At 52.1% G+C, this 23490-nt stretch carries 20 protein-coding genes; 5 read left to right on the plus strand and 15 right to left on the minus strand.

Features of this window, described 5'->3' with window-relative positions; all coding sequences use genetic code 11:
- The first annotated feature begins 115 nt into the window (after positions 1-115).
- Both J0A68_RS16340 and J0A68_RS16345 read left to right on the plus strand, forming a co-directional pair.
- A complete protein-coding gene (locus J0A68_RS16340; RefSeq protein WP_206579302.1) occupies positions 116-451 on the plus strand; it encodes a helix-turn-helix domain-containing protein in 336 nt (111 codons plus the stop codon).
- The gene (locus J0A68_RS16345; RefSeq protein WP_206579303.1) at positions 445-1746 is read left to right on the plus strand and encodes a type II toxin-antitoxin system HipA family toxin; all 1302 of its coding nucleotides are present in this window, start codon (positions 445-447) and stop codon (positions 1744-1746) included. The genes J0A68_RS16340 and J0A68_RS16345 overlap by 7 nt, the downstream gene beginning before the upstream one ends.
- A gap of 3 nt (positions 1747-1749) precedes the next feature.
- Here J0A68_RS16345 and J0A68_RS16350 read toward each other — a convergent pair whose 3' ends face one another.
- Genes J0A68_RS16350 through J0A68_RS16365 form a run of 4 tightly spaced genes read right to left on the minus strand, consistent with a single transcriptional unit; the run spans position 1750 to position 4512 of the window.
- The gene (locus J0A68_RS16350) at positions 1750-2634 is read right to left on the minus strand and encodes a DUF72 domain-containing protein (RefSeq protein ID WP_206579304.1); all 885 of its coding nucleotides are present in this window, start codon (positions 2632-2634) and stop codon (positions 1750-1752) included.
- Positions 2635-2658: 24 nt separating this feature from the next.
- On the minus strand, positions 2659-3429 hold the full coding sequence (locus tag J0A68_RS16355) for a YdcF family protein (protein ID WP_206579305.1): 771 nt from the start codon (positions 3427-3429) through the stop codon (positions 2659-2661).
- Positions 3430-3452: 23 nt separating this feature from the next.
- The gene (locus tag J0A68_RS16360) at positions 3453-3953 is read right to left on the minus strand and encodes an RES family NAD+ phosphorylase (protein ID WP_206579306.1); all 501 of its coding nucleotides are present in this window, start codon (positions 3951-3953) and stop codon (positions 3453-3455) included.
- Positions 3922-4512, minus strand: coding sequence for an Xre family toxin-antitoxin system antitoxin (locus J0A68_RS16365; protein ID WP_206579307.1), 591 nt, complete (start codon positions 4510-4512; stop codon positions 3922-3924). Before J0A68_RS16365 ends, J0A68_RS16360 begins: the two co-directional genes overlap by 32 nt.
- A gap of 88 nt (positions 4513-4600) precedes the next feature.
- Here J0A68_RS16365 and J0A68_RS16370 point away from each other — a divergent pair, with 88 nt between their 5' ends.
- Positions 4601-7546, plus strand: coding sequence for an FAD-binding and (Fe-S)-binding domain-containing protein (locus tag J0A68_RS16370; protein WP_206579308.1), 2946 nt, complete (start codon positions 4601-4603; stop codon positions 7544-7546).
- A 38-nt stretch (positions 7547-7584) separates the two neighbouring features.
- Here J0A68_RS16370 and J0A68_RS16375 read toward each other — a convergent pair whose 3' ends face one another.
- Both J0A68_RS16375 and J0A68_RS16380 read right to left on the minus strand, forming a co-directional pair.
- Positions 7585-8001 carry a type II toxin-antitoxin system VapC family toxin gene (locus J0A68_RS16375; RefSeq protein WP_206579309.1) on the minus strand — a complete coding sequence of 139 codons (417 nt, stop codon included), beginning with the start codon at positions 7999-8001 and terminating at the stop codon, positions 7585-7587.
- Entirely contained in the window at positions 7985-8257 is a 273-nt protein-coding gene (locus J0A68_RS16380; protein WP_206579310.1) for a DUF6364 family protein, read from the minus strand. The genes J0A68_RS16375 and J0A68_RS16380 overlap by 17 nt, the downstream gene beginning before the upstream one ends.
- Positions 8258-8645: 388 nt before the next feature.
- Here J0A68_RS16380 and J0A68_RS16385 point away from each other — a divergent pair, with 388 nt between their 5' ends.
- On the plus strand, positions 8646-9254 hold the full coding sequence (locus J0A68_RS16385; protein ID WP_206579311.1) for a Uma2 family endonuclease: 609 nt from the start codon (positions 8646-8648) through the stop codon (positions 9252-9254).
- Between the two features lie 353 nt (positions 9255-9607).
- Positions 9608-10798, plus strand: a complete 1191-nt coding sequence (locus J0A68_RS16390) for a DUF3825 domain-containing protein (protein ID WP_206579312.1) — start codon at positions 9608-9610, stop codon at positions 10796-10798.
- Positions 10799-11070: 272 nt separating this feature from the next.
- Here the strand turns inward: J0A68_RS16390 and priA are convergent, their stop codons facing one another.
- The 9 genes from priA to J0A68_RS16435 all read right to left on the minus strand — a co-directional run bounded on the left by priA (position 11071) and on the right by J0A68_RS16435 (position 23477).
- The gene (priA, locus tag J0A68_RS16395) at positions 11071-13590 is read right to left on the minus strand and encodes a replication restart helicase PriA (protein ID WP_206579313.1); all 2520 of its coding nucleotides are present in this window, start codon (positions 13588-13590) and stop codon (positions 11071-11073) included.
- Between the two features lie 4 nt (positions 13591-13594).
- Positions 13595-15622 (minus strand): thioredoxin domain-containing protein, encoded by a 2028-nt coding sequence (locus tag J0A68_RS16400; RefSeq protein WP_206579314.1) that lies wholly within the window; start codon positions 15620-15622, stop codon positions 13595-13597.
- Positions 15623-15828: 206 nt separating this feature from the next.
- Positions 15829-16806: a GSCFA domain-containing protein gene (locus tag J0A68_RS16405; protein WP_206579315.1), complete on the minus strand. Its 978-nt coding sequence runs from the start codon at positions 16804-16806 to the stop codon at positions 15829-15831.
- 70 nt (positions 16807-16876) lie between these two features.
- Positions 16877-17620 carry a DUF1835 domain-containing protein gene (locus tag J0A68_RS16410; RefSeq protein ID WP_206579316.1) on the minus strand — a complete coding sequence of 248 codons (744 nt, stop codon included), beginning with the start codon at positions 17618-17620 and terminating at the stop codon, positions 16877-16879.
- Positions 17617-18042 carry a DUF1801 domain-containing protein gene (locus J0A68_RS16415; RefSeq protein ID WP_206579317.1) on the minus strand — a complete coding sequence of 142 codons (426 nt, stop codon included), beginning with the start codon at positions 18040-18042 and terminating at the stop codon, positions 17617-17619. The genes J0A68_RS16410 and J0A68_RS16415 overlap by 4 nt, the downstream gene beginning before the upstream one ends.
- A 2-nt stretch (positions 18043-18044) precedes the next feature.
- Positions 18045-18434, minus strand: a complete 390-nt coding sequence (gene gloA2, locus J0A68_RS16420) for an SMU1112c/YaeR family gloxylase I-like metalloprotein (RefSeq protein ID WP_206579318.1) — start codon at positions 18432-18434, stop codon at positions 18045-18047.
- Positions 18435-18615: 181 nt separating this feature from the next.
- A complete protein-coding gene (locus J0A68_RS16425; RefSeq protein WP_206579319.1) occupies positions 18616-20685 on the minus strand; it encodes a prolyl oligopeptidase family serine peptidase in 2070 nt (689 codons plus the stop codon).
- A 1-nt stretch (position 20686) separates the two neighbouring features.
- Positions 20687-21994, minus strand: coding sequence for a D-alanyl-D-alanine carboxypeptidase (locus J0A68_RS16430; protein WP_206579320.1), 1308 nt, complete (start codon positions 21992-21994; stop codon positions 20687-20689).
- 61 nt (positions 21995-22055) lie between these two features.
- The gene (locus J0A68_RS16435) at positions 22056-23477 is read right to left on the minus strand and encodes a SusD/RagB family nutrient-binding outer membrane lipoprotein (protein WP_206579321.1); all 1422 of its coding nucleotides are present in this window, start codon (positions 23475-23477) and stop codon (positions 22056-22058) included.
- Positions 23478-23490 lie beyond the last annotated feature (13 nt).

Genomic DNA, 23490 nt, shown 5'->3' on the forward strand with positions numbered 1-23490 from the left:
CGCTTACTGGCGAGATTGCGGATAATCATGAATTATAAAATCTCAAATCGATTTTATTGTAGGAAATCTCATGCAAAAATGGTATATTGGTGTGTTAATGAATGAAATTTGAGTCATGGATATAGCTCAATTATCTGATGCTGCGATCATCCGAAAGATCGGGGAATTCGTCAAAAAGAAGCGAATAGATCTCAATAAGACCCAGGATACGCTGGCCTATGAGGCGGGGATCAGCCGCTCTACACTCAGTCTGCTGGAGCGTGGCGAGAAGGTGAATCTGATCACGCTGATCCAGGTACTGCGGGTGCTGGACGAGTTGGCGATTTTTGAGGCGTTCGAGCTCGGACTTCGGATCAGTCCCATCGAGTATATCAAGCTTCAAAAGAAGCACGAGCGTCAGCGCGTTCGCAATAATGATCTCGCTGCCGAAAATCCCCGCTCTGAATGGTAGTCTCCGCGGAGGTGTGGCTTTGGGAAAAGCTTGCTGGTGCGGTGCTCTGGGACGAGTCTCAGCAGGTGGCCAGCTTCGAGTTTGATCGGGGCTTTTTGCGCTCGGGTCTGGATATCTCGCCTGTGTTGATGCCTTTGGCTCAAGGGAAGCGCTTGTATTCTTTTCCCGAAACCCGCAGAGGAAGGAATGATGCTTTTGATACCTTCAAAGGACTTCCTGGCCTTTTGGCCGATATGCTTCCGGACAAGTACGGTAATCAGCTGATCAATGCTTGGCTGGTGCAAAACGGCCGTCCCACTGACAGCCTCAATCCTGTCGAGCTACTCTGCTTTATAGGGAAAAGAGGCGTGGGCGCATTGGAGATCAAGCCGTCTTTGCGGCCGGAATCTTCCAAGGCTAGCACCTTGGAGGTGGAGAGTCTCGTGGAGATCGCTTCCAAAGTGCTGAACTCGAAGGAAGGGTTCACCAGTGACCTGTCCCATGACGAGGAGTCGGCGCTGGCGGATATCCTCAAGATCGGCACTTCCGCTGGTGGAGCGAGAGCCAAGGCAGTCATAGCCTTCAATCCCGAGACAGGCGAGGTGAAAAGCGGTCAGGTACAGGCTCCGGAAGGATTTTCCTACTGGATCATCAAGTTTGACGGGGTGCATGATTCGCAGTTTGGCGCGACGGCCGGCTATGGAAGAGTCGAAATGGCCTACTACCTCATGGCTAGGGAGGCAGGAATTGAGATGAATGAATGCCGTATTCTCGAGGAAAACGGCAGGGCACACTTCATGACCAAGCGCTTTGATCGCACGGATGCAGGGGACAAGATTCATATGCAGAGCCTCTGTGGGCTTCGGCATTTTGACTTCAACCAAGTCGGCTACTACAGCTACGAGCAGGTATTTGAGACCATGCGGATGCTTCGCCTGCCATATCCCGAAGCGGAGCAGATGTTTGTCAGGATGGTGTTCAACGTCCTGGCCCGCAACTGCGACGACCATACTAAAAACTTTGCTTTTCTGATGGATCGCCGTGGCAAGTGGAAGCTTTCTCCCGCCTACGACATCTGTCATGCCTATCGCCCGGGCAGCCTGTGGGTGAGCGCGCAGTCACTCATGGTCAACGGCAAACGGGACAGGATCGGTGACGCGGACTTTTTGGAAGTAGCCCAAAAGATGAACATCAGAAAGCCTCAGGAGAAAATCGATCGGGTACGGGCGGCGGTCAAGCAATGGATGCGTTTCGCAGAGGAGGTTCATGTGGAGGCTCCCCTGCGCGACTCGATCCAGAAAACACTGCTGGCTTGAGGATCAGAACAGCGGGTTAGAGGGGTCGTTTGGGATGCGTAGGTTCGTGCCGAGCCTGCCGTTCAGCTTTTCGATGAAGTGGGCAGAGAGGAGCGGGGAGGCTTCCTCGATATTTTGGTGGACAAAGAAATACAGCTTCTGCAGCCCCTGTTCTTTCCATGAGGCGATGCGATCCACCCATTCGTCCAGTCGGGTGTAATCACTGTCCACGTTTGCTCCGACAAACCGCACGAAAGCCTCCTCGCTGGACAGGCGCATGTGCAGCATATCCCGGCGACCGGCGGTGTCCACGATGATATTGGACACGTGGTAGCTCTGGAGAATTTTGTAAAACTCATCGGCAGCCTTGCCTTCAAACCAGGTTTTGTTTCTCACCTCGATGGCTAGGGGCACGTCTTTCGGGAAATCCGCCACGAAACGCTCCACCCGGCTCATGTCCTTGGGCTGGAAGTTGTCGTGAACCTGCAGGAAGATCATGCCGAGCTTTTCATCCAAATGGCTCATGGTGGCTACGAAGTTGTCCACCTCGCTTTTTACCTCGATCAATCGCTTGAAGTGGCTGATCGTCTGCGGGATTTTTGGGAAAAACTTAAAATTCGCCGGCGTCTTTTCTTTCCAGACCACCACCTGCTCATTTTTTGGGACTCCGTAGTGCGTCGAATTGAGCTCGATGGAGTTAAACTGCCGGGAGTAGTAAGTCAACTCGTCCTTGGTGCCTCTCGGATAGAATCCCTTCAGGTCGGTTTTGTTCCACTTGGCGCAGCCCACGAAGACCTCAAAGGCAACACCTTCGGACTTGTATTCCGCCAGCACCTTTTTGGTGTCTGGATGGTCTGCTGGCAGGGTGAAATCAATGGCTTCTGGGTTGTCGACGGCTCCGAATTTCATGGGATGGGAATTGCTTGTGCTTACTCAAATATATCCAGCGACTTTGTACATCGCAATTCCGATCCATTCTTTGAAGAGTTTTGTCCAATATTCCAGAGAAAAGGAATCAGGGAAAAGCAAAGAGGGAGGGTCGTACTTTACATCGTGTGAATAGTAATCCGTGGGGAAAGTCAGGGTTTTTAAGCCTACTTTGTCAAAACAAGCCTTTGCTCGATACATATGAAAAGCCGAGGTGACGAGCACAAATTCCTGCTCGGTGGAGATCCCTTTTTCCTCCAGAAAGGCCTTGGTAAATTGCGCGTTTTGCGCGGTGTTTTTGCTTTGGTCTTCTATCCAAATGTCGGACTGGGGCACTCCGGTCATGAGCAGGAAGCGCTCCAGCAGCTCAGCCTCGCTTTGGGGATTGACAGGATTGAGGCCTTGTCCGCCGGTGATGAGGATTTTTTTGATCTTGCCCATGCGGTAGAGCTGGAGAGCGTGGGTGATTCGGTCGGCGCCTTTGTTGAAAAAAGTCCGGTCATAGGCCGTTTTGCTCAGGTTGGTCACGCCGGTAAGCACGATGCCGACTTCGTGGTTTTCTATTTCTTCGAAAGATTTAAAGTCAGGCTCCCAAGCCAGCAGGGCCAGATTGGAAAGAAACGGGTTGGTGAAAAGGAGCAGCATCCCGATTCCTGTCCACAGGCTTCTTTTTCCCCATTTCCTTTTGATGAAAATCGCTCCAGTCCCAATCAAGGCCAAAACGATGGTCAGCGGCATGGCCAAAAAACTCAGGAATTGGGAAAGGTAGAAGAACATCGTGTGAATGGCGAGTGTGGTGATTAGCGGATTGTCTGCTTGATCAGTCTCGGGTCGAGAGGGAAAGGAGTTCGCTCCACGATTTTTACTTCCCGGTACTTTGGGTGCTGGCAGTTGAGCACCAAGATCGATGAGGTTTTGATGATGCAGCTAGGGACTTGGAGAGCCAGTTGTTTTCCATTCTCAATCCATCGCTGTCCGATTTCGGAAAGTATCGTAGGAGCAGGGTAATCAGACCAATTGGCTGGAAGGTCAGAGTCCTGGAGTGTCAGTGTCGAATCGTCTGGGATTTCCAGCGTAAGCATGTCCAAAACCGGTGAGAGCATAGGGGGTAGGTGTACTATGGTTTCCAGGAGTGCGATTTCCGGATTGATTCCGGTATAGAGCACAGGGCTGCCTTTTCTGTTCCATCTACCGGGATTGATAGCGGCACCAGTTCCGGAAATGTCTCCCGCGTATTTTGATTTGGTAAGTCTATAGACTTGCATCTGCTCAGCTGAAGACTCCGTGGTCGATACGTCCAAGCAGATCCCGGACTTTAGACAGGCCGCCGGGAATCTCTAGGACCTCCCTTGGTTCAAAACCCCCGAGTGCCATGTTGGGCAATTCGAGCCATTGGAAGAAATTGTGCTGGCTTTCAAACACTTCCTCCCCGTAAAGAAAAAGATCGGTCAGTTCGAAAATCTGGATAGCATAATTCCTTTCAAGTTTTTTTTCCGACCTAGTCCAGCGATAGAGGGTTGGCTCGGAGATGTTCAGAAGTTTGGAGGTTTCAGATTTGGACAGCCCGAAGTGCGTCCAGAAGTTCTCGATAATCTGGCTGCCGACACCCTCGGTGGCAATGGCGATGAAGTCAAAAGGACTTTTTATTCGCCATTGCATTGCCTTCGTTCCGAGGATTTGAACCAGCTTTTTGTAGTGGGTCGAGGTCTGATAATCTTCTGTTTCGAGTATCATTTGATAGTATATTTTATCAATTGATACGAATGTAGCAAGAAAGTGGTCAGTGTCAAGATGGTTTTTTCGGACTTTTGGATCGGTGGTTTCAGTAGAATGGTGTTTCCATACCTGTGTCGGAGACAAGGAACGCTTGCTTCTTTCCGGTTTTTTGGTTGAAAATTCTTTTTCCGAGACATTTCCTTAAATCTAATGGGGAAAGCTATTTTTGGGCATGAGTTCAAGCCAGCCTAACCTATTGCCTTTGTTGGAAAAACTTGCCGCCCAGCTCGAGGGCAGCCTGCAAGTAGACCGACTGACCAAGACCCTGTATGCCACCGACGCTTCTGTCTATCGCGAGATGCCTTTGGCGGTGGCCTTTCCCAAGTCGGAATCCGATATCCAGAAATTGATCCGTTTCGCCAATGAAAATGGCACTTCCCTGATTCCACGTACGGCCGGGACTTCGCTGGCTGGGCAATGCGTCGGCAACGGGATCGTGGTGGACGTGTCCAAGACGTTTACCAAAATCCTCGAATTCAACAAAGAGGAACGCTGGGTAAGAGTACAGCCGGGCGTGGTGCGGGACGAACTCAACCGCTACCTGAAGCCGCACGGTCTTTTCTTCAGCCCCATCACCTCTACAGCCAACCGTGCGATGATCGGCGGCATGGTGGGCAACAATTCCTCCGGTACGACCTCGATTGTGTATGGGGTGACCCGAGACAAAGTCATTTCCCTCAACACCATTCTCAGCGACGGTACCAAAGTCGTTTTCGGAGAGCTTTCCCGGGAGGAGTTTGACCGAAAATGTGCTCAGACTGACCTGGAAGGCAAAATCTACAGCCAACTCTTTGCGGAGCTCAGCGATGCCGAAACCCGCGAGGAAATCCACGCGCAATTCCCGAAGAAGTCCATCCATCGCCGCAATACCGGCTATGCGGTGGACGAGCTTTTGCCTTCAGAGATCTTCGAGGGCGACCAGAAGTTCAACTTTTGCAAGCTGCTGACCGGCTCAGAAGGCACGCTAGCCTTTACCACCGAGATCAAGATCAGCCTTGACCCGCTTCCCGATCCGGTGGAGATCGTGGTCGCGGCACATTTTCATACCATCCATGAGAGCATGAAGTCGTCGCAAGTGGCGATGAAGCATCCCGCCACGGCGGTCGAGCTCATGGACAAGATCATCTTGGACTGTACCAAGGAAAGCATCGAATACAGCAAAAACCGCTACTTCGTGGAGGGCGATCCCGAGGCGATTTTGATGATCGAGTTTCGCGGGAAAACGCTGGAGGAAGCCATGGCGAAAGGCATTTCGCTGGTGGACGACCTCAAGCGGGGCGGCTACGGCTATGCCTATCCCATCATCGAGCCAGCCAAAGTGGCCTCGGCCTGGGCCTTGAGGGCGGCTGGGCTGGGACTTTTGGGAAATATTCCGGGCGACCCCAAGGCGGTGGCCTGTATCGAGGACACGGCGGTGGACATCGAGGACCTGGCGGACTACATCGATGACGTGGACGAGATGATGGCTGGATTTAACCAGAAGCCCGTGCACTACGCCCACGCCGGTGCGGGAGAGATTCACCTGCGGCCGATTTTGGATCTGAAAAAAGCCGAGGACGTTGAGGAGTTTTACCAGATCTCTTTGGCTTCAGCCAAGCTGGTGAAGAAATACCAGGGTTCACTCTCCGGAGAGCACGGAGACGGTCGGGTTCGCGCCGCTTTCATTCCGCTGATGGTGGGGGAAAAGAACTACGAGCTTTTCCGCAGGATCAAATACACCTGGGATCCCAAAAACATCTTCAATCCCGGCAAGATCGTGGATGCCGCTCCGATGAACAAATTCCTGCGCTATGAGCCGGGAATGAAGACGCCGGAGCACAAGACCATGATGGATTTTTCGGCTGTGGGAGGTATTCTTCGCTTGGCGGAGAAATGCAACGGTTCCGGCGATTGCCGCAAGCTGCCGGGGTCTGGGGGCACCATGTGTCCGTCCTACATGGCGACGCGCAACGAGCGGGATGCCGTGCGAGGCCGAGCAAATACGCTCCGCGAGTTTTTGACTTTGGACAAAAAGGAAAATGCCTTTGACCATCCCGAGATCAAGGAGGCGATGGATCTTTGCCTTTCTTGCAAAGGCTGCACGGCGGAGTGCCCCTCCAACGTGGACATGGCCAGCATGAAGGCGGAGTTCCTCTACCAATACCAAAAATCGAACGGGGTGCCGCTTCGCTCTCGGGCTTTTGCTTATATCAACGAGCTCAATGAATTGGGGTCGCTGGTGCCGGGAGTAGCTAATTTCTTCCTGAATAACTCCCTGACCGGAGGCGTGATGAAGTCCCTGCTGAACGTAGCTCCAGACCGAAATCTTCCCGAAATCAGTCCGGTCAGCCTCCGAAAGTGGTACAAGCGAAACTACGAAACCCTGCCCGGACTGGCCAAGCCGATCAAGACGGTCTATTTCTTCGTAGACGAATTCACCAACCACAACGATACCCAGATCGGGATCAAGGCGATTTCTTTGCTGAAAAAGCTCGGCTACGAGGTGAAGGTGGTCGATCACGAGGAAAGCGGCCGCTCTGCGCTGTCCAAGGGACTTTTGCCGAAGGCGAAAAAACACGCTGAGGCCAATGTCCGGATTTTTTCCAAGCTGGTAGATGGAAATCGCCCACTGATTGGGCTAGAGCCTTCCGCGATCCTTTCCTTCCGGGATGAGTATCCGCGCATCGTGGGTCAGGAGCTGGTCGAGTCTGCCAAGAAGCTCAAGTTCCATGTGAAGTTGATCGACGAGTTTTTGGCGCAGGAGGCTGCGGCGGGATTTATCCGCGCGGATCAGTTTACCAGCAAGCCGCAGAAGATCAAGCTGCATGGACACTGCCACCAGAAGGCGCTTTCGTCGGTGGTTTGGACGCAGCGACTGCTTTCCATTCCGGAGCATTATACGGTGGAAACCATCCCAAGCGGTTGCTGCGGCATGGCGGGAAGCTTTGGCTACGAGGCCGAGCACTACGAGGTCTCCCAGCAGGTCGGCGAACTGGTGCTTTTCCCAGCCGTGAGAAAGGCCGAAGCGGACACCCTGATCGCCGCTCCCGGCACGTCCTGCCGCCATCAGATTGCGGACGGAACCGGCCGCAAAGCCAAGCATCCCGTGGAGATTCTCTGGGAAGCGCTGAATGTGTGAGTGATTTGAGGTTTGAAATTCGAGATTGCGCTGGTCGGCTATGGGAGGGAGGAGATCAGCTCTGTGGGTGTGAGGATCGGAAGATGGGGTTTTGACATTTTCAGAAATCCTTTGTCGCTGGTGACGATTCCTTGGATTCCGTTGGAAAGGCAAATGAAAAAATGGATGGCATTCTCGATGTCGTCATGTGGCGATTCCACTGCGCTCATTATGTCCATCTTTGTCCCCTCGATCAGCTGAAACCTGCGACAGATCACTCCGACGATTTCCTTGGTAACCTGAGTTCCTTTGGCTTGCGCCAAATAGTAGGCACAGGTCTGGATCACTGAGGTCGTCACAAATCCAGTGATTTTCCCTTGGTCTACTTTTTCGAAAAGTGAGTTTACGGCCGATTGATTGGGGCTTCTTTCGAGGAAAAAGTCAAGGATCGTATTGACATCAAAGAAGATCCTCATAACCCCATTTTTTTGCTTTCGCCTTGTAGTACTCTTCTTTCCAGTCATAATCCTCGGGGAATTCTACCTTGGATTTTGGCAAAGACTTCATGTACTCTACCAGCGTCATGCCATTTGGCAAGGTAGCGGGAGGCTTGAGCAGGGCGCGAAAGTGGTCTTGAACCAAGTCAGAAAGGCTTCTATCCTTCGTTTCGGCGTATTTCTTGATTTTCTCCAGCAAGTCTTCCTCGATGGTGATGTTGAGTCGCTTTTTCATAATATGCGCATTCTGTCTTGAATATACGCATAGACCGCTGTTTTTGGTTCCGGCTCGCGTGAAGCTCACTAGTGTCATGTTAACTCTGAATTGACCTTTCGACTTCGTAACTCCCGTTACTCAGGTGCTCAAGGTGACACCGGCGTGTCAGGTCGAGCGGAGTCGAGACCCTATTCACACGACAAATAACACTTAACATACCACTAGTTCTATGGGGACGGAAGAATCTCTTGCCGGGGGCTTTAGCCCCTGGCAGACAGTATCCAATCAGCAAGACAAGTCCCGCAGGGATGTGGTGAAATCCGACAAACGGGATTCGGTTCCTTGTCTGAAAAGAAGATTTCTTTGGTTAAATTCGGGAGAAGAGGTTAATCAGGAGAGTTTGGCCATGAAAGAATACAGAATCCCCCAGAAGGAGAAGTTCAATTTGGATACTTTCGGCGAGTCCGAGCGGGCAGTCTATTCCTATGCGGATTACCTCAGATGGGACTTTGAGGAAATCGTCGAATTGATCAAAGGGAAGGTATTCACGAAAGCCCCGGCACCCAATCGTCGGCATCAGGAGGTTTCTGGAAATATAGTTGGAAGTCTATTCAATTTTCTCAGAAACCAGCCCTGTAAGGTATATGCAGCCCCTTTCGATGTCAGGTTTTCAAAAAATCCCGAGTTTTCAAAAATCGATTCAGTCGTCCAGCCCGATATTTCCGTGATCTGCGATCCTTCCAAACTGGATGATAAGGGCTGTTTTGGTGCGCCGGATCTGATCGTGGAGATCATTTCTCCGGGGAATAGCCGGGTCGAGCTCCAAAACAAATACGACTTGTATGAGGAGTTTGGCGTGCGGGAGTACTGGATCGTGCATCCTACGGATTGCACGCTCTTGATCTACACTTTGATCGAGGGGAGATTTCAGCCTTCCCGACTTTTTACCTCCGGCGACCGGGTTACCTCCACGGTACTGCCCGGCTTTTCACTGGGTTTAGAGGGGATTTTGTAGGGGTGGAAAAGTCTTTTTCGGAGATGAGCTGGTTTTTTGAGTTCTTTTTAGAATGGAAAAAGTGAAACCTGTCTTTTTAAAGTCAGAAGTTTCTAGTAGATTCAGGGCATAACACGGGGGAGATAGGAGAGATGGGCGCAATTGCGCCGATTTTATGTTGCGGAGCATTTAAAAAAAAGTGTATATCCGCAATCTTGCCAGTGAGCGAATTTGTTTTTTCACTCGGGCTGGAAGACCGATGACGGAAGACCGAAGTAGGGCAAAGTTTAGAGTTTAGCTTTCTTTTGCAGAGACAAGATTATATAATGGTAGAAAAGCGGACAATCAGATAAAAAAAACTAAGAATATAAAACATGGCAGCAACTTCAAACAAGTTCGGAATCTTCAATTTTGGTTTTATTGAAAATAACCGAACCTTCATTGATGAGATTAACAGAATGGTCAAAAATGGAGCAACACAAGCAGAATTCAAGACTTTTAATATTGCTTTTTACAACGCTTTTCAAAACGGTGAGTTGAGATACCTAGACAAAAAAGGTAATGTAAGCAAGGAGTCTGATTCCTTCTATGCCATATACTCAACTGGATTTATTAATCAAGAAGATCAAGAGATCATTGCCTACTTCTATCGAATTCGTCCGGACAAAAATTGGACAGGAATTTATTTTACTGTCGAGTCCGCACTGACAAAAGAGATTAAAAAGAATTTATTGTTCCGCATTGGAAATATCATTTTTGATGAATGGAATGAAGGTTTTCAATTCCTTGAAGAGTTAAGCCAAAAGACAATACCTGAAAAATGGTCATATCAGAACCACGAGTCAGGAATCCCTCATCCAATATTAAAATCATTCATCGAAAACACTTTTGAGAAACTTTTAAGAGACAAGTCTCAAGCAAAGTTGATAATTAGTGACGATAGGAAATTTGCGATTTTTAATTCAGGACTTCTAGACAAGTTTTTTCACGATATTTATATCATTTTAGAGTTGAGAGATCAAAACGGAGAAATTGAATACTTCAACCCCTTTATAATGAAGAGCCTCTCCGACCTATCAAAAAGAAAATTTCAAAAAGATGGTGTTTTACTCAACCATCCAGACCGCCTACCTGATAGCATCGATTTTTTCTCTGATATTAAAGAAGTTACTTTTAATAATTCCATACCTATAGATAGAAGCTACGATAAGTTTACGCACATAATCGAAGAAAGAATTGATCGCTTTCCTAAGGATTATCAAAAAAAGGACACAACCGAATTAGCAAGAATATTGGATAACTCAATAAATTATGCCAAATCTATGGCAAAGAGAAATTACAAACTTGTTGTTCCTCAGTACAGACCCCAGTCCGATAAACTCCAATTGTTGATGCCTATTTATTTAAGCGGTTCCTTTGCCAAACAGCCTGATTTTGCATTAGTTCTTGATTTGGAAGATGGGCTATATACCCCTGAAACTATTTTGCCTTTGGACGCTGCGTATCAAAATGCTAGACTTATTGCAAAACCAGACGACTTTTGGTTAAACCCTGATGACATATAAGAAAATCGGGCCACAACATTGTATAAAAATAGTGCGGGCTGAACGACTAAAATTGAGCATTTTTACTCCTAAAAGACTTTACCGCAAGCTGACAGTGAATCGTCCCGAAATCTAGAACTAAGCTTATATTTGACTATCGTGAGTGAATAGAAAAAAGGACGAGCAATCGTCCTTTTTTTGTCGTTTCTCTAAGAACCTCCAAGATTTTTTGCTTTTGAAAACTCCGGTTAGTGGGGGGCTCGTGCAGAATTTTGATCTCTAAAGCACTCACCTCAACTCGGATCCACATCCACCACCCAACGCACCGAGCGGAATTCGGGGCGGGATTGGAGCTCCTCCAGGATCTTGCCGAGGCTTTCTTTGAAGGTCGCCTGCGTATCTCCCGAGCGATCCAGTTTGATCATGCTTTCAAACTGGTATTGGTTTTTGATCCGGGCTATGATGCCTTTTTCCGGGCCGAGGACGATCTTTTTGACGGGAATATTGGCCATCTCGCGATGCAGGGCATGGGCGGCCTTCTCCGACACCTTGAAGTCCGCATGCCTGGTGGTGATCTTCACCAGCTTCACGTAGGGCGGATAGTAAAACTTCTTCCGCTCGATCATCTCCTGCCGGAAAAACTCATAATACTCGCCCCGGATCACCCGCTCAAAGAGCTCGTTGTCGGGATTTCTGGACTGGATCACCACTTGCCCTTTCACATCCCGTCGTCCGGCTCGCCCGGCGACCTGCGTGATCTGCTGGTAGGCGCGTTCCCCTGCCCGGAAGTCCGGGAAGTTCAAGATCCGATCCCCATCCCAGATCCCCACGACGGTGACTTTGCCAAAGTCCAGGCCCTTGGTGATCATCTGCGTGCCCACCAGGATGTCGATCTGCCCCGCCCCAAACTCGTCCAGCAAGCGCTGGTAGCCGTATTTGTTGCGGGTCGTGTCCAAGTCCATCCGGCCCATTCTCGCCTCGGGGAAAAGCAGGCTCAGCGACTCCTCTATCCGCTCCGTGCCCATGCCTTGGGTGCTCAGTTGCGAACTTCCGCAGGCTGGGCAGCTCTGGGGGATTTTCTCCTTGTACCCGCAGTAGTGGCAGCGCAGCTCCTCGGCAAACTGATGATACGTCAGGCTCACGTCGCACTGCACGCAGTCGCCCGTCCAGCCGCAGTCCTCGCACTGTACGTAGGGGGAGTAGCCGCGGCGGTTTTGGAAGATGATCACCTGCTCCTGCCGGTCGAGCGCGGCTTGGATTTTCTCCCGCATCATTCGGGTCGAGTCCAGCTTGAGCAGGTTCTTTTTCCGGTCAGCGGAGAGATCTGCCAGCTGGTACTCCGGCAGATGCGCGTCTCCAAAACGGTGGCTGATCTCAGTCAGGCCATATTTCCCTTGGGCGGCATTGTAGTAGGACTCAAAGGAAGGCGTGGCCGAACCCAGCAGCGTCCGCGCCTGATGGAAATAGGCTAGCATGATCGCCGCATCCCGGGCATGGAAGCGCGGCGCGGGATCAAACTGCTTGTAGCTGGGCTCATGCTCCTCGTCCACGATGATCAGGCCGAGGCTATCGAAGGGCAGGAAAATCGAAGACCGCACGCCCACGACAAAGGAAAACCGCCCGCTGATCACCCCGTTCCACACTTCCACGCGCTCATTGTCCGAGTACTTGGAGTGGTACACGCCCATCTGGGAGCCAAAGACCTGCCGAAGCCGCCCCACGATCTGGGTCGTGAGCGCGATCTCGGGCAAAAGCATCAGCACCTGGGAGCCGCTGTCGAGGACTTCCTGGATGAGTTTGATGTAGATCTCCGTCTTGCCGCTGCCGGTCACGCCGTGGAGCAGGACGGTTTGTTTGGTTTCAAAGTGGGTTTTGATCTCCCCCAAAGCCGTCTGCTGGGAGCTGGAAAGCTCGTAGGCTTCCCGTACGGCCTTCTCATCTTCGATGCGGTTGACCACATGCTTGAAGGATTCGAAGACGCCGTTTTTGATCAGTGTCTTGAGCGAGCTTTCGGAGTCGCCCTCCTCCAGGAGACTGGCTTTGTCTATGCCCCGCTCGTTCAGTTTGGGGTTTTGGAAGACGGGCACATCGCGGAGGAATTTCAGCAGGATGGATTCTTGCTTGGCTTTTCCCTGAACCGCTTCGAAAACGGCCTGGATGGCGTTTTTGTCCGCGGCGATCTCGGGAAGTAGCCGGACGCGCGTCTCCACTTTCGGGGTGTATTTTTCCTGGACTTTTTCAAAAATCAGGATCGCCTCCTTCGCCACCAAACTCTTCAGGATGGGGTGGACGCTCTTGATTCCAAGGATTTTTTCGCAGTCCTCGTAGCTGAGTTCGGGCTTGTTTTCCAGCGCCTCGAGGATCTTTTCCTCCCGCACGTCGAGCGGATATTTGTTCGTTTCCGGGTCGAAATTCGGGTTGAGCTGGATCTTGCTTTCGGAGGAAAGCCGAAGTCCGGAGGGCAAGGCCGCAAACATCACCTCGCCGATGTGGCAGAAGTAGTACTCGGCCATCCACACCCAAAAGCGGATTTGCAGCGGATTGACGCTGGGCTGGTCGTCGAGGATGTCGAGGATGGGCTTGGCCTCGTAGGCCTGGGGAGGCTTGTTGTGCACCTTGCCGATGATGCCGGTGAGGACTTTTTTCTTGCCAAACTGCACGATCACCCGCTGGCCGATCTGGATCTGCGGCTTGAGCAGGGGCGGGATTTTGTAGGTAAACATCCGCGGGATCGGCACGGGCAGGACGATGTCGGCGAAGTTGTTTCCGCTGCTTTTCTCCAAAAAATCCTGATCTCCAAAAAGGCTTTCCACTAAATCAATCTAAGTAAGGCAGTTGGGCGATGGCTTCTTCCAAAGTACTGACCGGACGTCGGCAGGCTCGGTCGAAGCAAACATAAATTAAGGCATTTCCTTCGGGATCGGGCGTCTTTCCGGCAAGAATGGGGACGTTTTCTGTCAAAGTTTCAGACCAGGCGATGACCGAGTTGGGGAGGTTGGTATTGAAAAAGGCCTGGGCCAATTCGCCTGCGCCTTTTCCTACGATGGAAATCTCTGCTGTTGGCACGAGCGATTCCAGAAGGAAATGGGCCCAGTTGCAGAGGAAGCCTGGCTCGCGGAGGACGAGGTCTTTCATGGCTCCCAGCATTTTCTCGGCGATTTGCCCGTAGTTTTCTTGGTAGGTAAGCAGCGAAAGCCGATGGAGATTCCGCGCCATAATCGAGTTGGAGGCGGGGATGACGTTGTCAAAAAGCTCCTTTTTGTTGGCGATGAGTTTTTCGACCTTGGGGTTGTTGAAAAAGAAAAAGCCGTCGCTTTCGTCGTAGAACTCCGCCAGGCAAAAGTCCGTCAGCTCTTTGGCGAAGCCCAGCCAAGAAGCTTGGCCAGTCGCCTCAAATGCCATCAAACTCGCGCGGATGACAGCCGCGTAGTCTTCCAGAAAAGCCGGCGTGTAGGCTTGGCCGTTTTTGTAGGAGCGCTGCAAAATACCCGAAACGATCATTTTCTCGCGAATGAATTCCAGGTTGCGCAGCGCCAGCTCAAGCATTCGTTTTTCCCCCGTGGAATGGTAGGCTTGGATCAAACCGGCAGACATCAGGCCATTCCAACCGGCGAGGATCTTGTCGTCTTTTCCCGGAAAGATCCGCCGATTTCTCACTTCCAGCAGCTTGGCTTTGACGAGGTTCAGCTTTTCCACCAGCTCGTTTTCTGCCAGATGAAACTGTGACGCGACTTCGGCATAGGACTCGGTTTGGAAGAGGATGTTTACGCCCTCTTCCCAGTTTCCATTAGGTTTCAGATTGTAGAGTTTGCTCAGCCAAGGGAGTTCATCGGGCACCAAGGCCTGCAATTCGGCATAGGTCCAGGTGTAAAATTTCCCTTCGACTCCCTCGCTGTCGGCGTCCTGTGCGGCGTGGAAACCACCTTCTTCTTGGAGCATCTCGGCCTCGATCCAGTTGACGGTTTCGATGATTTTTTCAAGAAAAAGTGCATCTCCGCTGACCTGATAGGCTTTTGCGTAAAGCTCCAGCAGTTGCCCGTTGTCATAGCCCATCTTTTCGAAGTGGGGCGCAAACCATTCCCCATCTACCGAATAGCGCGCAAATCCGCCCCGCAGCTGGTCGTAGATCCCGCCCATTCCGATCTTTCGCAGGGTGAAAAAGACTTTCTCCTGCAAATCGGGACTTTTGGAAAGCAGGGCATAATCCAGGGCAAAATCCCAAATCGTAGGCATGGGGAATTTTGGCGCGCGGTTCATGCCGCCCCACTCGGGGTCAAACTGCCCGCTGAGCTTGGCGATCACCTCGGCCAGATCGTCGGGATCCAGCTCGGCTGCATCGCCGGTGATGCCGTACTTTTCGGTTTCCCTGCGGCTCAGCGTCCGTCCAAATCCCTCGGCACTTTCCGCCAACTGGTCTTCGTGGTTTTCGAAGGCATTGGCGATGTTGGCCAGGAGCTGTTTCCATTGCGTATTGGGGAAATAGGTGCCGCCGTAGAAAGGCTTTTGGTTGGGCATCAGGAACACATTGAGCGGCCAGCCGCCCTGCAATCCCATCGCCTGCACCGCATCCATGTAGATATTGTCGATGTCGGGACGCTCCTCGCGGTCGATCTTGATGCATACAAAGTGCGCATTCATCAGCTCGGCGGTGACCTGGTCTTCGAAGCTTTCCCGCTCCATCACATGGCACCAGTGGCAGGCGGAGTAGCCGATGGAGACGAGGATGGGCTTGTTTTCGGCTTTGGCTTTTTCCAGCGCCTCCGGCCCCCAAGGAAACCAATCCACGGGATTGTGCGCGTGCTGGAGGAGGTAGGGGCTTTGGCTTTGAGAGAGGCGGTTGGACATAGAGTTGGAAGGTTGAAAGGTGGTAAAGTTGGAAGGTTGTAAAGTGGGAAAGTGGCCTTCGGTACGGTCCGGCTAGCTCACCGGCCGAGCTTGGGGATCTGGTGGGAAATTTGGTAAATCATCAAGTTTCTTTTGGCCGACTCCCCCTTTTCCAAAGGGGGCAGGGGGATTAATTTAATAAAGCTGAGACATAGCGACCTAGAGTGTCACCCTGAGCGAAGTCGAAGGGTGACCTCCTCGATCTCCTTGGAAAAATCGAATTGGCCGTTCAATCGTTCCAGCTTTTCCAAAAGCTTTCTGAGAAACTTGCCGTGGGCTTCCGTGTCGGGATTGAAAGGCCGGTGGGCTAGCTCCAGACCGATTTTTTCGATTTCGGTGACGCTCTTTTGCGTTTCCGGTGAAAAGTGCGTTTCCCGCCACCGCTTCCAAATGTAGTCTTCGGCTTCCTCGCTGGGGTGGATCAGGTCGGGTTTGTAAAAGCGATAGTCCCGCAGCTCGTCCATCATCACCTCATAGGCTGGGAAGTAGCTGACCTGCGCAAACTTTGCCTCCAACCTCCCGCAGAGCACGCGCAGGAGACTTTTGCTGAGCTGGTTTTCGGCCACGCCGTCCTTGATATGGCGCACCGGGCTGACAGTCAGGATCACTTGAAGTCTGGGGTTTTCTTCGTGGATTTTTTCCAGCACAGCCTCCATCTCCGCCTGCATTTCCTTGAGCTCGGTCAGTCTTTTGGCAAACAACTTTTGGGGCTGCTTGTGGCAGTTGGCGACGCGGCCAAGCTCCTGATGCTCGTAGAGCCAAGCCGTACCCAGGGTCAAAATCAGGAAATCGCCGGTTTGCAGGTAGGCTTGCATCTCTCGGACTTTGGCCTGAAAGGAGGAAGCCAGCGCCTCTGCCGACTTTTCCCGAAGATCCGAATGGGCGCTGTAATGCAGATACAGCCCATCCCGCTCCAGGATTCCCGTCGGATTGATTGGCTCGCCAGACAGGCTTTGGCTAATCAAGTCCACCAGACTGAGCGGATGGAAGATGGTGCCAAAGGGATTGACGAGGATGTCAAACTTGGCGTTCCGCATCTTCATCCCGATGGTCTGCGCAAAGCAGGAGCCCAAGCTCAGGATCTTGGCGCTATGGGGGATGGGGGAAGCGGAAGCGGGAATCGGAAAATCTATAGACCAGCGCATGGATGAAGGTACAACAAAAAACAAAAGGCATCCCGAAAGATGCCTTGGAGCGGATAATCATATATTTCTGTTAGAAAATCCCTGCTTCTTCGCCGATTCGCTTCACCTGTAGATCCCCAAAACCATAGATGGGAACGCGCCTGTGAAACTCCCGGAAAAGGGTGGGGAAATCGGAGGTTGCGAGTTCGTCTCGGATGGCTTGCAGCGTGGCAACCGGTTTGCCGGGGTAGTCGCCGAGCGGCATGGAGTCCCGCCAAGCTTCCACGGCGGGCTTCAGGAAAGGAAAACGCTCGGTAAACTGCCCAGCGATCTGGAGCGCTTCGAAGACGTTTTTTTGCTGGAAGTGGAGCCAAAGGTCGCCGAGGACAGCTCTTTCCCGAGGGCTGAGCTTTTTGGCTTTCTTCTCGTAGGTTTCGATCAGCTCTTTTTCTCCCAAAACGGAAAAATGATAGGGCGAATCCGGATAGGGAAGCACCAGGTTGACCTCGGCTGGATGGGTTTTGAGATAGTTGAAGAGAAACCAGAGGTTGACCTGGCAAAAGAGGTCTTCCTCAAACCAGCAGTAGATCCGGCTGTCGGCGGGAATCGCCTTGATTTTGAGGATTTCCTCGTAGGAATTGGTCTTGTAGTCGTCTTGGGAGGCTTCGGGATAGTTTGAGAGGATGAAGGCCTCACGAAGCTGCCAGAGCTCCTGTCCCTCATCCGGAAGCACCGGGCCATCGACGAGGCATTCGCGAAAGACGATCTGTTCGCCCTCGATCTGGGGCGGAAACATCTCCCGCAGTGCGTCGCCATTCAGGATATGGTAGATCATGTGGTCGGGTATTTGGCTTTGGTGGTGGCGTAGGACTTGGCGATGAGCTCCCGGAGAATGTCCTCGTTCAGATCGGAAAGTTTGTTGGCATAGAGGCAGGCGACGGACCGCTTGTACTTGCCGAGCTTTGTCAGCAGGGGCTCAAAGTCCTGCTGCTCGCAACTGAGGAGGTAGAGGGAATGGGCGGCTTTGCGGGGTGAAAAGCCCACGATGGGCGCGTCGCCCTCGTGGCCTGTGGCGTATTTGTAGTGATAGGATCCAAAGCCCACGATGGAAGGCCCCCACATGACGGCGGGCTCCCCGGTGATCTCCTCCATCATTTTTTTGAGGGCAAAAGCATCTTCACGCTTTTTGGGGCTTTCGACCGCGTTGATAAAATCATCTACAGAGACTTCGGTGGGTTTGGTTTTGTTTTCGGCCATGGCTATTGCTGGTAAAGTTCGATCGGGAGGCCGTCGGGATCTGAAAAGAAGGTGAACTGTCTTCCGGTATGCTCGTCGATCCGGATCGGTTCGGCCTCGACACCCAATTTACCCAATTCTTCGGCAGCTTTCCCAATGTCATCGACTCCGAAAGCCAAATGCCGCAGTCCGCAGGCCTCCGGTCGGGATACCCGCGCGGGTGGATTGGGGAAGGAGAAAAGCTCGATCACATAGTGGCCGTTTAGCTCCAAGTCGAGCTTGTAGGACTGCCTTTCGGCACGATAGACTTCCCGGATGATCTTCAGTCCGAGCACTTCGGTGTAGAATCGTTTGGATCGCTCATAATCGGAGCAGATGATTGCGATGTGGTGGATGGAGGAAAGGGTGAGCATGGATGGACTGTAAAATTGAAACACTTCGACAAGCTCAGTGCAGGTATTGAAAGATTGGAAAATTAGTCAACGGTCGACAGACGACAGTCCACCGCCCGTCATTAAGTACTTTAGCCTAGCTTTCCAAGCTCAAATCTTGGAAGAATCGGCTGTCGACCGTCGACTGTGGTCTGTTGACAACTCATTTCATCAAATGCTTCTCAAGAAAATCCGCCGTCAACTGCCCGACCTCGACCATGTTTTTCCAGCGCATCCAGTGATGGGTGTCGCCGGGGATCAGGACCGCCTCGTAGGGCATCCCCAGTTCTTCGAATCTTCGGATCAAATCGGTCGTTTGGCTTACTTCCACATTGCGGTCGTCGTCGGAGTGGATGAAGAGCACCGGGCTTTTCCAAGTCGCGAGGTCGGCCATTGGCGAGGATTTCCAGGCGATTTCCTTGGCCTTTTCGTAGTCGGGGGCCACTTCGTAGCCTTCCGGTAGATCGTATCTTCCGTCCAGGTCATGGACTCCGTGGATGTCTACACCGACTTTGAAAAGATCGGAATCTCTGGCCAAAGCCAAAGCCGTCAGGTAGCCTCCGTAGCTGCCGCCATACACGCCTATCCGATCCGCATCCACCTGATCCAATGCCGCCAAAAACTCACCCCCAGCCTTGATGTCCTGATACTCGACGGCGCCTTGGTAATAGCCATACGCCGGCCGGTGAAACTCATACCCGTAGCCTATGCCCAAGCGATAGTTAACCGACAAGACAACAAAGCCCAGCTCGGCGAGGTATTGGTTGTAGGCGTAAGTGTTGGAGTAGTAGTCCATGTAGCTCCAGCCGAGGAGCATCTGACGCTGTGGCCCGCCGTGGATGAAGACCACGCCGGGTTTCTTGGCAGCGCCCCCTTCTTTCTCAAAGAGCTGTCCGTAGACCGTCGTGCCGTCGGGAGCCTTGAAGCTCACTTGCTTGGGCGTGACGAGTTTGCTTTGGGGAAAATCAGCGGGAATGGCCAATTCCTGAAGCAATTGGGTCTTTTCCCCATCCTTGATCGCGACTAGGTGCGATCGCTGGGGAGTGGCGGAGAAAAATGCAATCTTATCACCACCACCCAGACCCACGGGGTAGGCTTCGATCCCGGTACCGGAGGTTTCCCAGGTGAGTTTTTTGGTTTTTAGATCTATCCTTCCGATGTGTCTTCTGTCTAGATCTTCCTTCTCTGGGCCGGTATTGGCAGAAAAGACCACTTGGTTTCCATATTGGCTAAGCTTGATCTGCTCGACCATGTAGTCGCCTGGCGTGAGGGATTGGAGGCTTTTGCTGGCCAAGTCCAAGGAGAAAAGGTGCTGCCAGCCCTCGTGATAAGATTCGAAGACGAGTTCCTTTGCGTTGGGATAGGAAAAGAAGCCGTAGCGATACGAACCCACAAGTGTCTCGGGAGCTTTCCAGAGCATTTCGCCTTTGCCCGTTGCCACGTCGGCCAGCCAGATTTCCCAAGGGACGTGCTTGGGTTCCAGGAGCGACAAAGCGGCTCCGCTTCCGCCCAGGGTTTTGACAAAGGCTATCTTGCTGCCATCTGGAGACCATTTGGGCTGGGAATAGCGGTGAAAAGACGGCGCGATCCAGTGGATGGGAGTGTTTTGGTTTTCATAAACTCCCAAAAGCTGGTGACCTCCCCGATTTACCGTAAAAGCGATCTTTTTTCCATCGGGAGAAAACTCAAGGGAATTGACATTTCCTTTGATTTGGAAGAGTTGGGCTGGTTTTTCGCCACCCATGAGGTCGGCTTTCCAGACTTGACCGCCTTTGAGGTAAAGGATTTGATTTTGTGGGCCGAGGAAAAAGTCGTCTCCCTCAGCGATGACCTCGGGCTTCATGAATGCCAGATTGACCTTCCAGATTTCCACCTTGGGCAGGGTCGGCATATTGAGTGCGTTGACCGTAGAGGAGGCATTGCCGCCACCATGGTCTCCTCCGCGCACGAAGATCAGCCAGTTGCCATCTGAGGTAAACTTCAGGTTGCTGATTTCCTGCCCATCGTCTTCATTGAATTGGGTCAGTTTGGTAGTTCGGAAATCGGGGCCTCCGGCAAAGTAGACATTTCTTTTTCCCTGCTCATTCAGCGCCCAGGCGATCTTTTCGCCCACTGGAGAGGAGGTCAGTTCGGACGGAAAGCTGAATTTGGCCACCTGCTCCAGGGTGAAAGATTGGGAAAAAAGCAGGGTAGGTAGAAACAGTAGGAGGAAAACCGGGATCAGTTTTTTCATATCAATATCTATCATGGATGTAGTACAGTACTTTCTGCAGCTCCGTCTTCAGCTCGCTGGAGGGGATGGCGTAGTTGTTCATCATGCAGGAGAAATGCAGGATTTTGCCGCTTTTGGTGAGCAGGTAGCCGCTGAGGGAGTTGGCCATGCTCAGCGTGCCGGTCTTGGCGTAGATGTAGGGAGGCTGTCCGGGGTCGGCGGCGTACCAGCTGCGGATGGTGCCGGACTCTCCCCCTGCGGGAAAGTAGGCCTTGATCTTTTCCAGCGGCACTTCCTCGCGGATCTTGCCCAAGAGGGCGACAATGGATCGGGGCGTAAACATGTTTTGGGCGGAAAGTCCCGAACCATCTACCCAGCGGGGCTCGTCGGGGAGATCGCTGAGGAGGTTTTCCTTTGCGTAAGCGAAGGCGTCGGCGATATCGAGCTTGTTGGTCAGCTGATCCGATACCAAAAACATCAGCTGCTCGGCGAGGAAATTGTCGCTGATCTTCATCATCTGTGCATAGATGCTGTCGGCCGGAGCGGTCAGTAGTTTTTTGGGCTCTTCTTCGAAATAGCTTTTGCTTGAAATCATCGTGATCGACTTGCCTGTTGCCTCTTCGAGTAGGGTTTTCGTCAGTTCGGGAGAAGTAAGGAAAGGAATGTCTGACTCGAATTGCTCGTCCTTCGCTTCCGGCTGAAAGCGGTAAGGGAAGCGGTTTTCTTTCTCTTTTCGGGAGAAAGAATAGGTTCGGGAGCTTTCCTCTGTGTTTTTTTCAATGGCGGACTTGAACCGATCCGGGTATACTGTAAACTCCGCATCGCCCTTTTTCTTCTCAAACCGAACGATGTCTCCATACACCGGCAATGCCGAGCGCTCGGCGGCATAGTAATAGGGATACCAGTTCCATGACCAGCCCGGCCCGTAGGCATCAACCTGATCAAAGTTGTCCAAAAGAAACAGCTTTTTGTCAGAGGCCTTGAGGAAGTCGATTGCCGTCTGGTCTTTCAGGTCGGGATGCAGCAAGCTCGGATCTCCGGTGCCCCAGAAGATGAGGGAATCGCCTTTTTCCAGATAGTTCAGGCCATTGACCAAGCTGTCGCCGAGGATGGAGTAGGCGGCGTAGAAGGTGAAGATCTTGGTATTGGATGCCGGGATGAAGTACTTGTCGGAATTGATCTCGACGAGGGCTTTGTCCTTTTCCGGATCAAGAAGCATAAAGCCCAGGTGCCCTTTGTCAAAGACCTCGGACTTGGTCAGGGACTTGTTGATCTTTTGAACCGTGCAGGAACTGAGCGCTACTAAAGCGGCAAGGAGGATTCTTTTCATTTTTGAAAATAAAAAAAGTCTCCCGCAAAAAAGCAGGAGACTTGATGAAGGGACTGATTCTTTATTGATCCCACCAGATGCGGTCCAGCAGGCTGACTTGCGGTACGTTGTTGCCATTTCGACTGACCTCGCTGTTAGGATAGGCCAGTCGTCGGATAAACTCCCCATTGAGGTCGGGATTGAGATTTTCCGGCAGGCTCATATCCTTGTAGGCATAGTCGAAGCGACGGGCATCGTTCCAGGTCTCGGGATGGAGGAAGAGCGCCACGTACTTTTCCTTCATGATCAAATCCAGGGTCAAGGCTGCCGCTCCCACAGCTACGGAGGGGTCGGCAAGATAGGCGGCCTTTGCCGCTTCATAGGCGGCCTGGTCTTCCTCCTCGTCATAGGACAGCATGTCCATGTGCGCTTCAATCCCCGCCAGGTAGGCGGCATAAGCACGGTTTCGGTCTGTGGGCAAGGCTGCCTCCGCCTCGATAAACTTCAGCTCCGCATAGGTCGAAATCAGGATGGGCGAAGTCGTGCTGGTATAGTATTGCCCGGGGATCAAGGTAGATCTAGCTCCCTGCTCGGGCGCATTGCCTCGACCGGCACCGTTGACAGTCCCAACGAACTCGCCGGTGGACGTAGTACCTACCATCAGGGGCAGCCTCGGGTCAAAAGTGGGATAGGAAGTGCCATCCATCGCCTGGATAAACTGCTCGGAAATCCATCCGCCTAGGAGCAGATTGGCGTTGTTGATGGCGACCTGGGCCCAAGGGTTGAAGGCTTGCTCAAAGAAAAAGACCTTCGCATCGTCACTGTTGGAGACAAAGCCATTGGTTAGGGCTGTCAAGGCTTCGGAGTAGGATTGGGTATGGATCAGGTATCGGGCCTTCAGCGAGTAGGCAAATTTTTCCCATTGGGCAATGTCCCCTTGGAAGATGAAGTCATCATCTCCTATGCTCATGGTGGTCTCCAGCTGGAGGTTGGCAATGCCTTGGTCCAGCAGACTCAATACCCGTCCATAGAGCTCTTCATCGTCGTCGTAGGCCGGAGTGACGGTTTCAAAATCAAAGCCCTCTGAGTAGGGTATGTCCCCAAAGAAGTCCACGGTCATGCCCAGGTTTAGCGCCATCAGGATCTGGGCTACGCCGAGGTAGTGGTTTGCGCCAGATTCAGTGGATTTGTCGATGATCACGGTGAGGTCGGTCATGACGTTGTAGAGGTTAAACCAAGTACTGCTGAAGTCCACAGGATCCATGGTGTCGGAGGAGCTGCCGGGGTTTGGCGAAGCCAGATACTGCACGTAGTTGCTGGTAGCGCTGCCAGCGCGATAGACGTTGCGGGCGGTTTCCAGGGTGCTGTTGGTCAGCAGGCCGGAGACGGGTGCGTCTTCGGGATTGTTGGGGTTTTCGTTGACATCGAGAAAGGATTCGCAGGCAGAGGCCAGGAGGACCACCGAAGTGCAAATCAGGACGGTAAGTTTATTTCTGAATTTCATCGTTTCGTAGGTT

It is taken from the genome of Algoriphagus oliviformis (assembly GCF_017254915.1).
GTDB lineage: Bacteria > Bacteroidota > Bacteroidia > Cytophagales > Cyclobacteriaceae > Algoriphagus > Algoriphagus oliviformis.

Excerpts from the sequence above, each read along its gene's own strand:
- J0A68_RS16405 (WP_206579315.1), bottom strand. The coding sequence starts at position 16,806 with ATGCGCTGGTCTATAGATTTTCCGATTCCCGCTTCCGCTTCCCCCATC.
- J0A68_RS16410 (WP_206579316.1), bottom strand. The coding sequence starts at position 17,620 with ATGATCTACCATATCCTGAATGGCGACGCACTGCGGGAGATGTTTCCG.
- J0A68_RS16435 (WP_206579321.1), bottom strand. The coding sequence starts at position 23,477 with ATGAAATTCAGAAATAAACTTACCGTCCTGATTTGCACTTCGGTGGTC.
- J0A68_RS16370 (WP_206579308.1), top strand. The coding sequence starts at position 4,601 with ATGAGTTCAAGCCAGCCTAACCTATTGCCTTTGTTGGAAAAACTTGCC.
- gloA2 (WP_206579318.1), bottom strand. The coding sequence starts at position 18,434 with ATGCTCACCCTTTCCTCCATCCACCACATCGCAATCATCTGCTCCGAT.
- J0A68_RS16425 (WP_206579319.1), bottom strand. The coding sequence starts at position 20,685 with ATGAAAAAACTGATCCCGGTTTTCCTCCTACTGTTTCTACCTACCCTG.
- J0A68_RS16390 (WP_206579312.1), top strand. The coding sequence starts at position 9,608 with ATGGCAGCAACTTCAAACAAGTTCGGAATCTTCAATTTTGGTTTTATT.
- J0A68_RS16340 (WP_206579302.1), top strand. The coding sequence starts at position 116 with ATGGATATAGCTCAATTATCTGATGCTGCGATCATCCGAAAGATCGGG.
- J0A68_RS16400 (WP_206579314.1), bottom strand. The coding sequence starts at position 15,622 with ATGTCCAACCGCCTCTCTCAAAGCCAAAGCCCCTACCTCCTCCAGCAC.
- J0A68_RS16430 (WP_206579320.1), bottom strand. The coding sequence starts at position 21,994 with ATGAAAAGAATCCTCCTTGCCGCTTTAGTAGCGCTCAGTTCCTGCACG.
- J0A68_RS16350 (WP_206579304.1), bottom strand. The coding sequence starts at position 2,634 with ATGAAATTCGGAGCCGTCGACAACCCAGAAGCCATTGATTTCACCCTG.
- J0A68_RS16375 (WP_206579309.1), bottom strand. The coding sequence starts at position 8,001 with ATGAGGATCTTCTTTGATGTCAATACGATCCTTGACTTTTTCCTCGAA.
- J0A68_RS16415 (WP_206579317.1), bottom strand. The coding sequence starts at position 18,042 with ATGGCCGAAAACAAAACCAAACCCACCGAAGTCTCTGTAGATGATTTT.
- J0A68_RS16385 (WP_206579311.1), top strand. The coding sequence starts at position 8,646 with ATGAAAGAATACAGAATCCCCCAGAAGGAGAAGTTCAATTTGGATACT.
- J0A68_RS16345 (WP_206579303.1), top strand. The coding sequence starts at position 445 with ATGGTAGTCTCCGCGGAGGTGTGGCTTTGGGAAAAGCTTGCTGGTGCG.
- J0A68_RS16355 (WP_206579305.1), bottom strand. The coding sequence starts at position 3,429 with ATGTTCTTCTACCTTTCCCAATTCCTGAGTTTTTTGGCCATGCCGCTG.
- J0A68_RS16380 (WP_206579310.1), bottom strand. The coding sequence starts at position 8,257 with ATGAAAAAGCGACTCAACATCACCATCGAGGAAGACTTGCTGGAGAAA.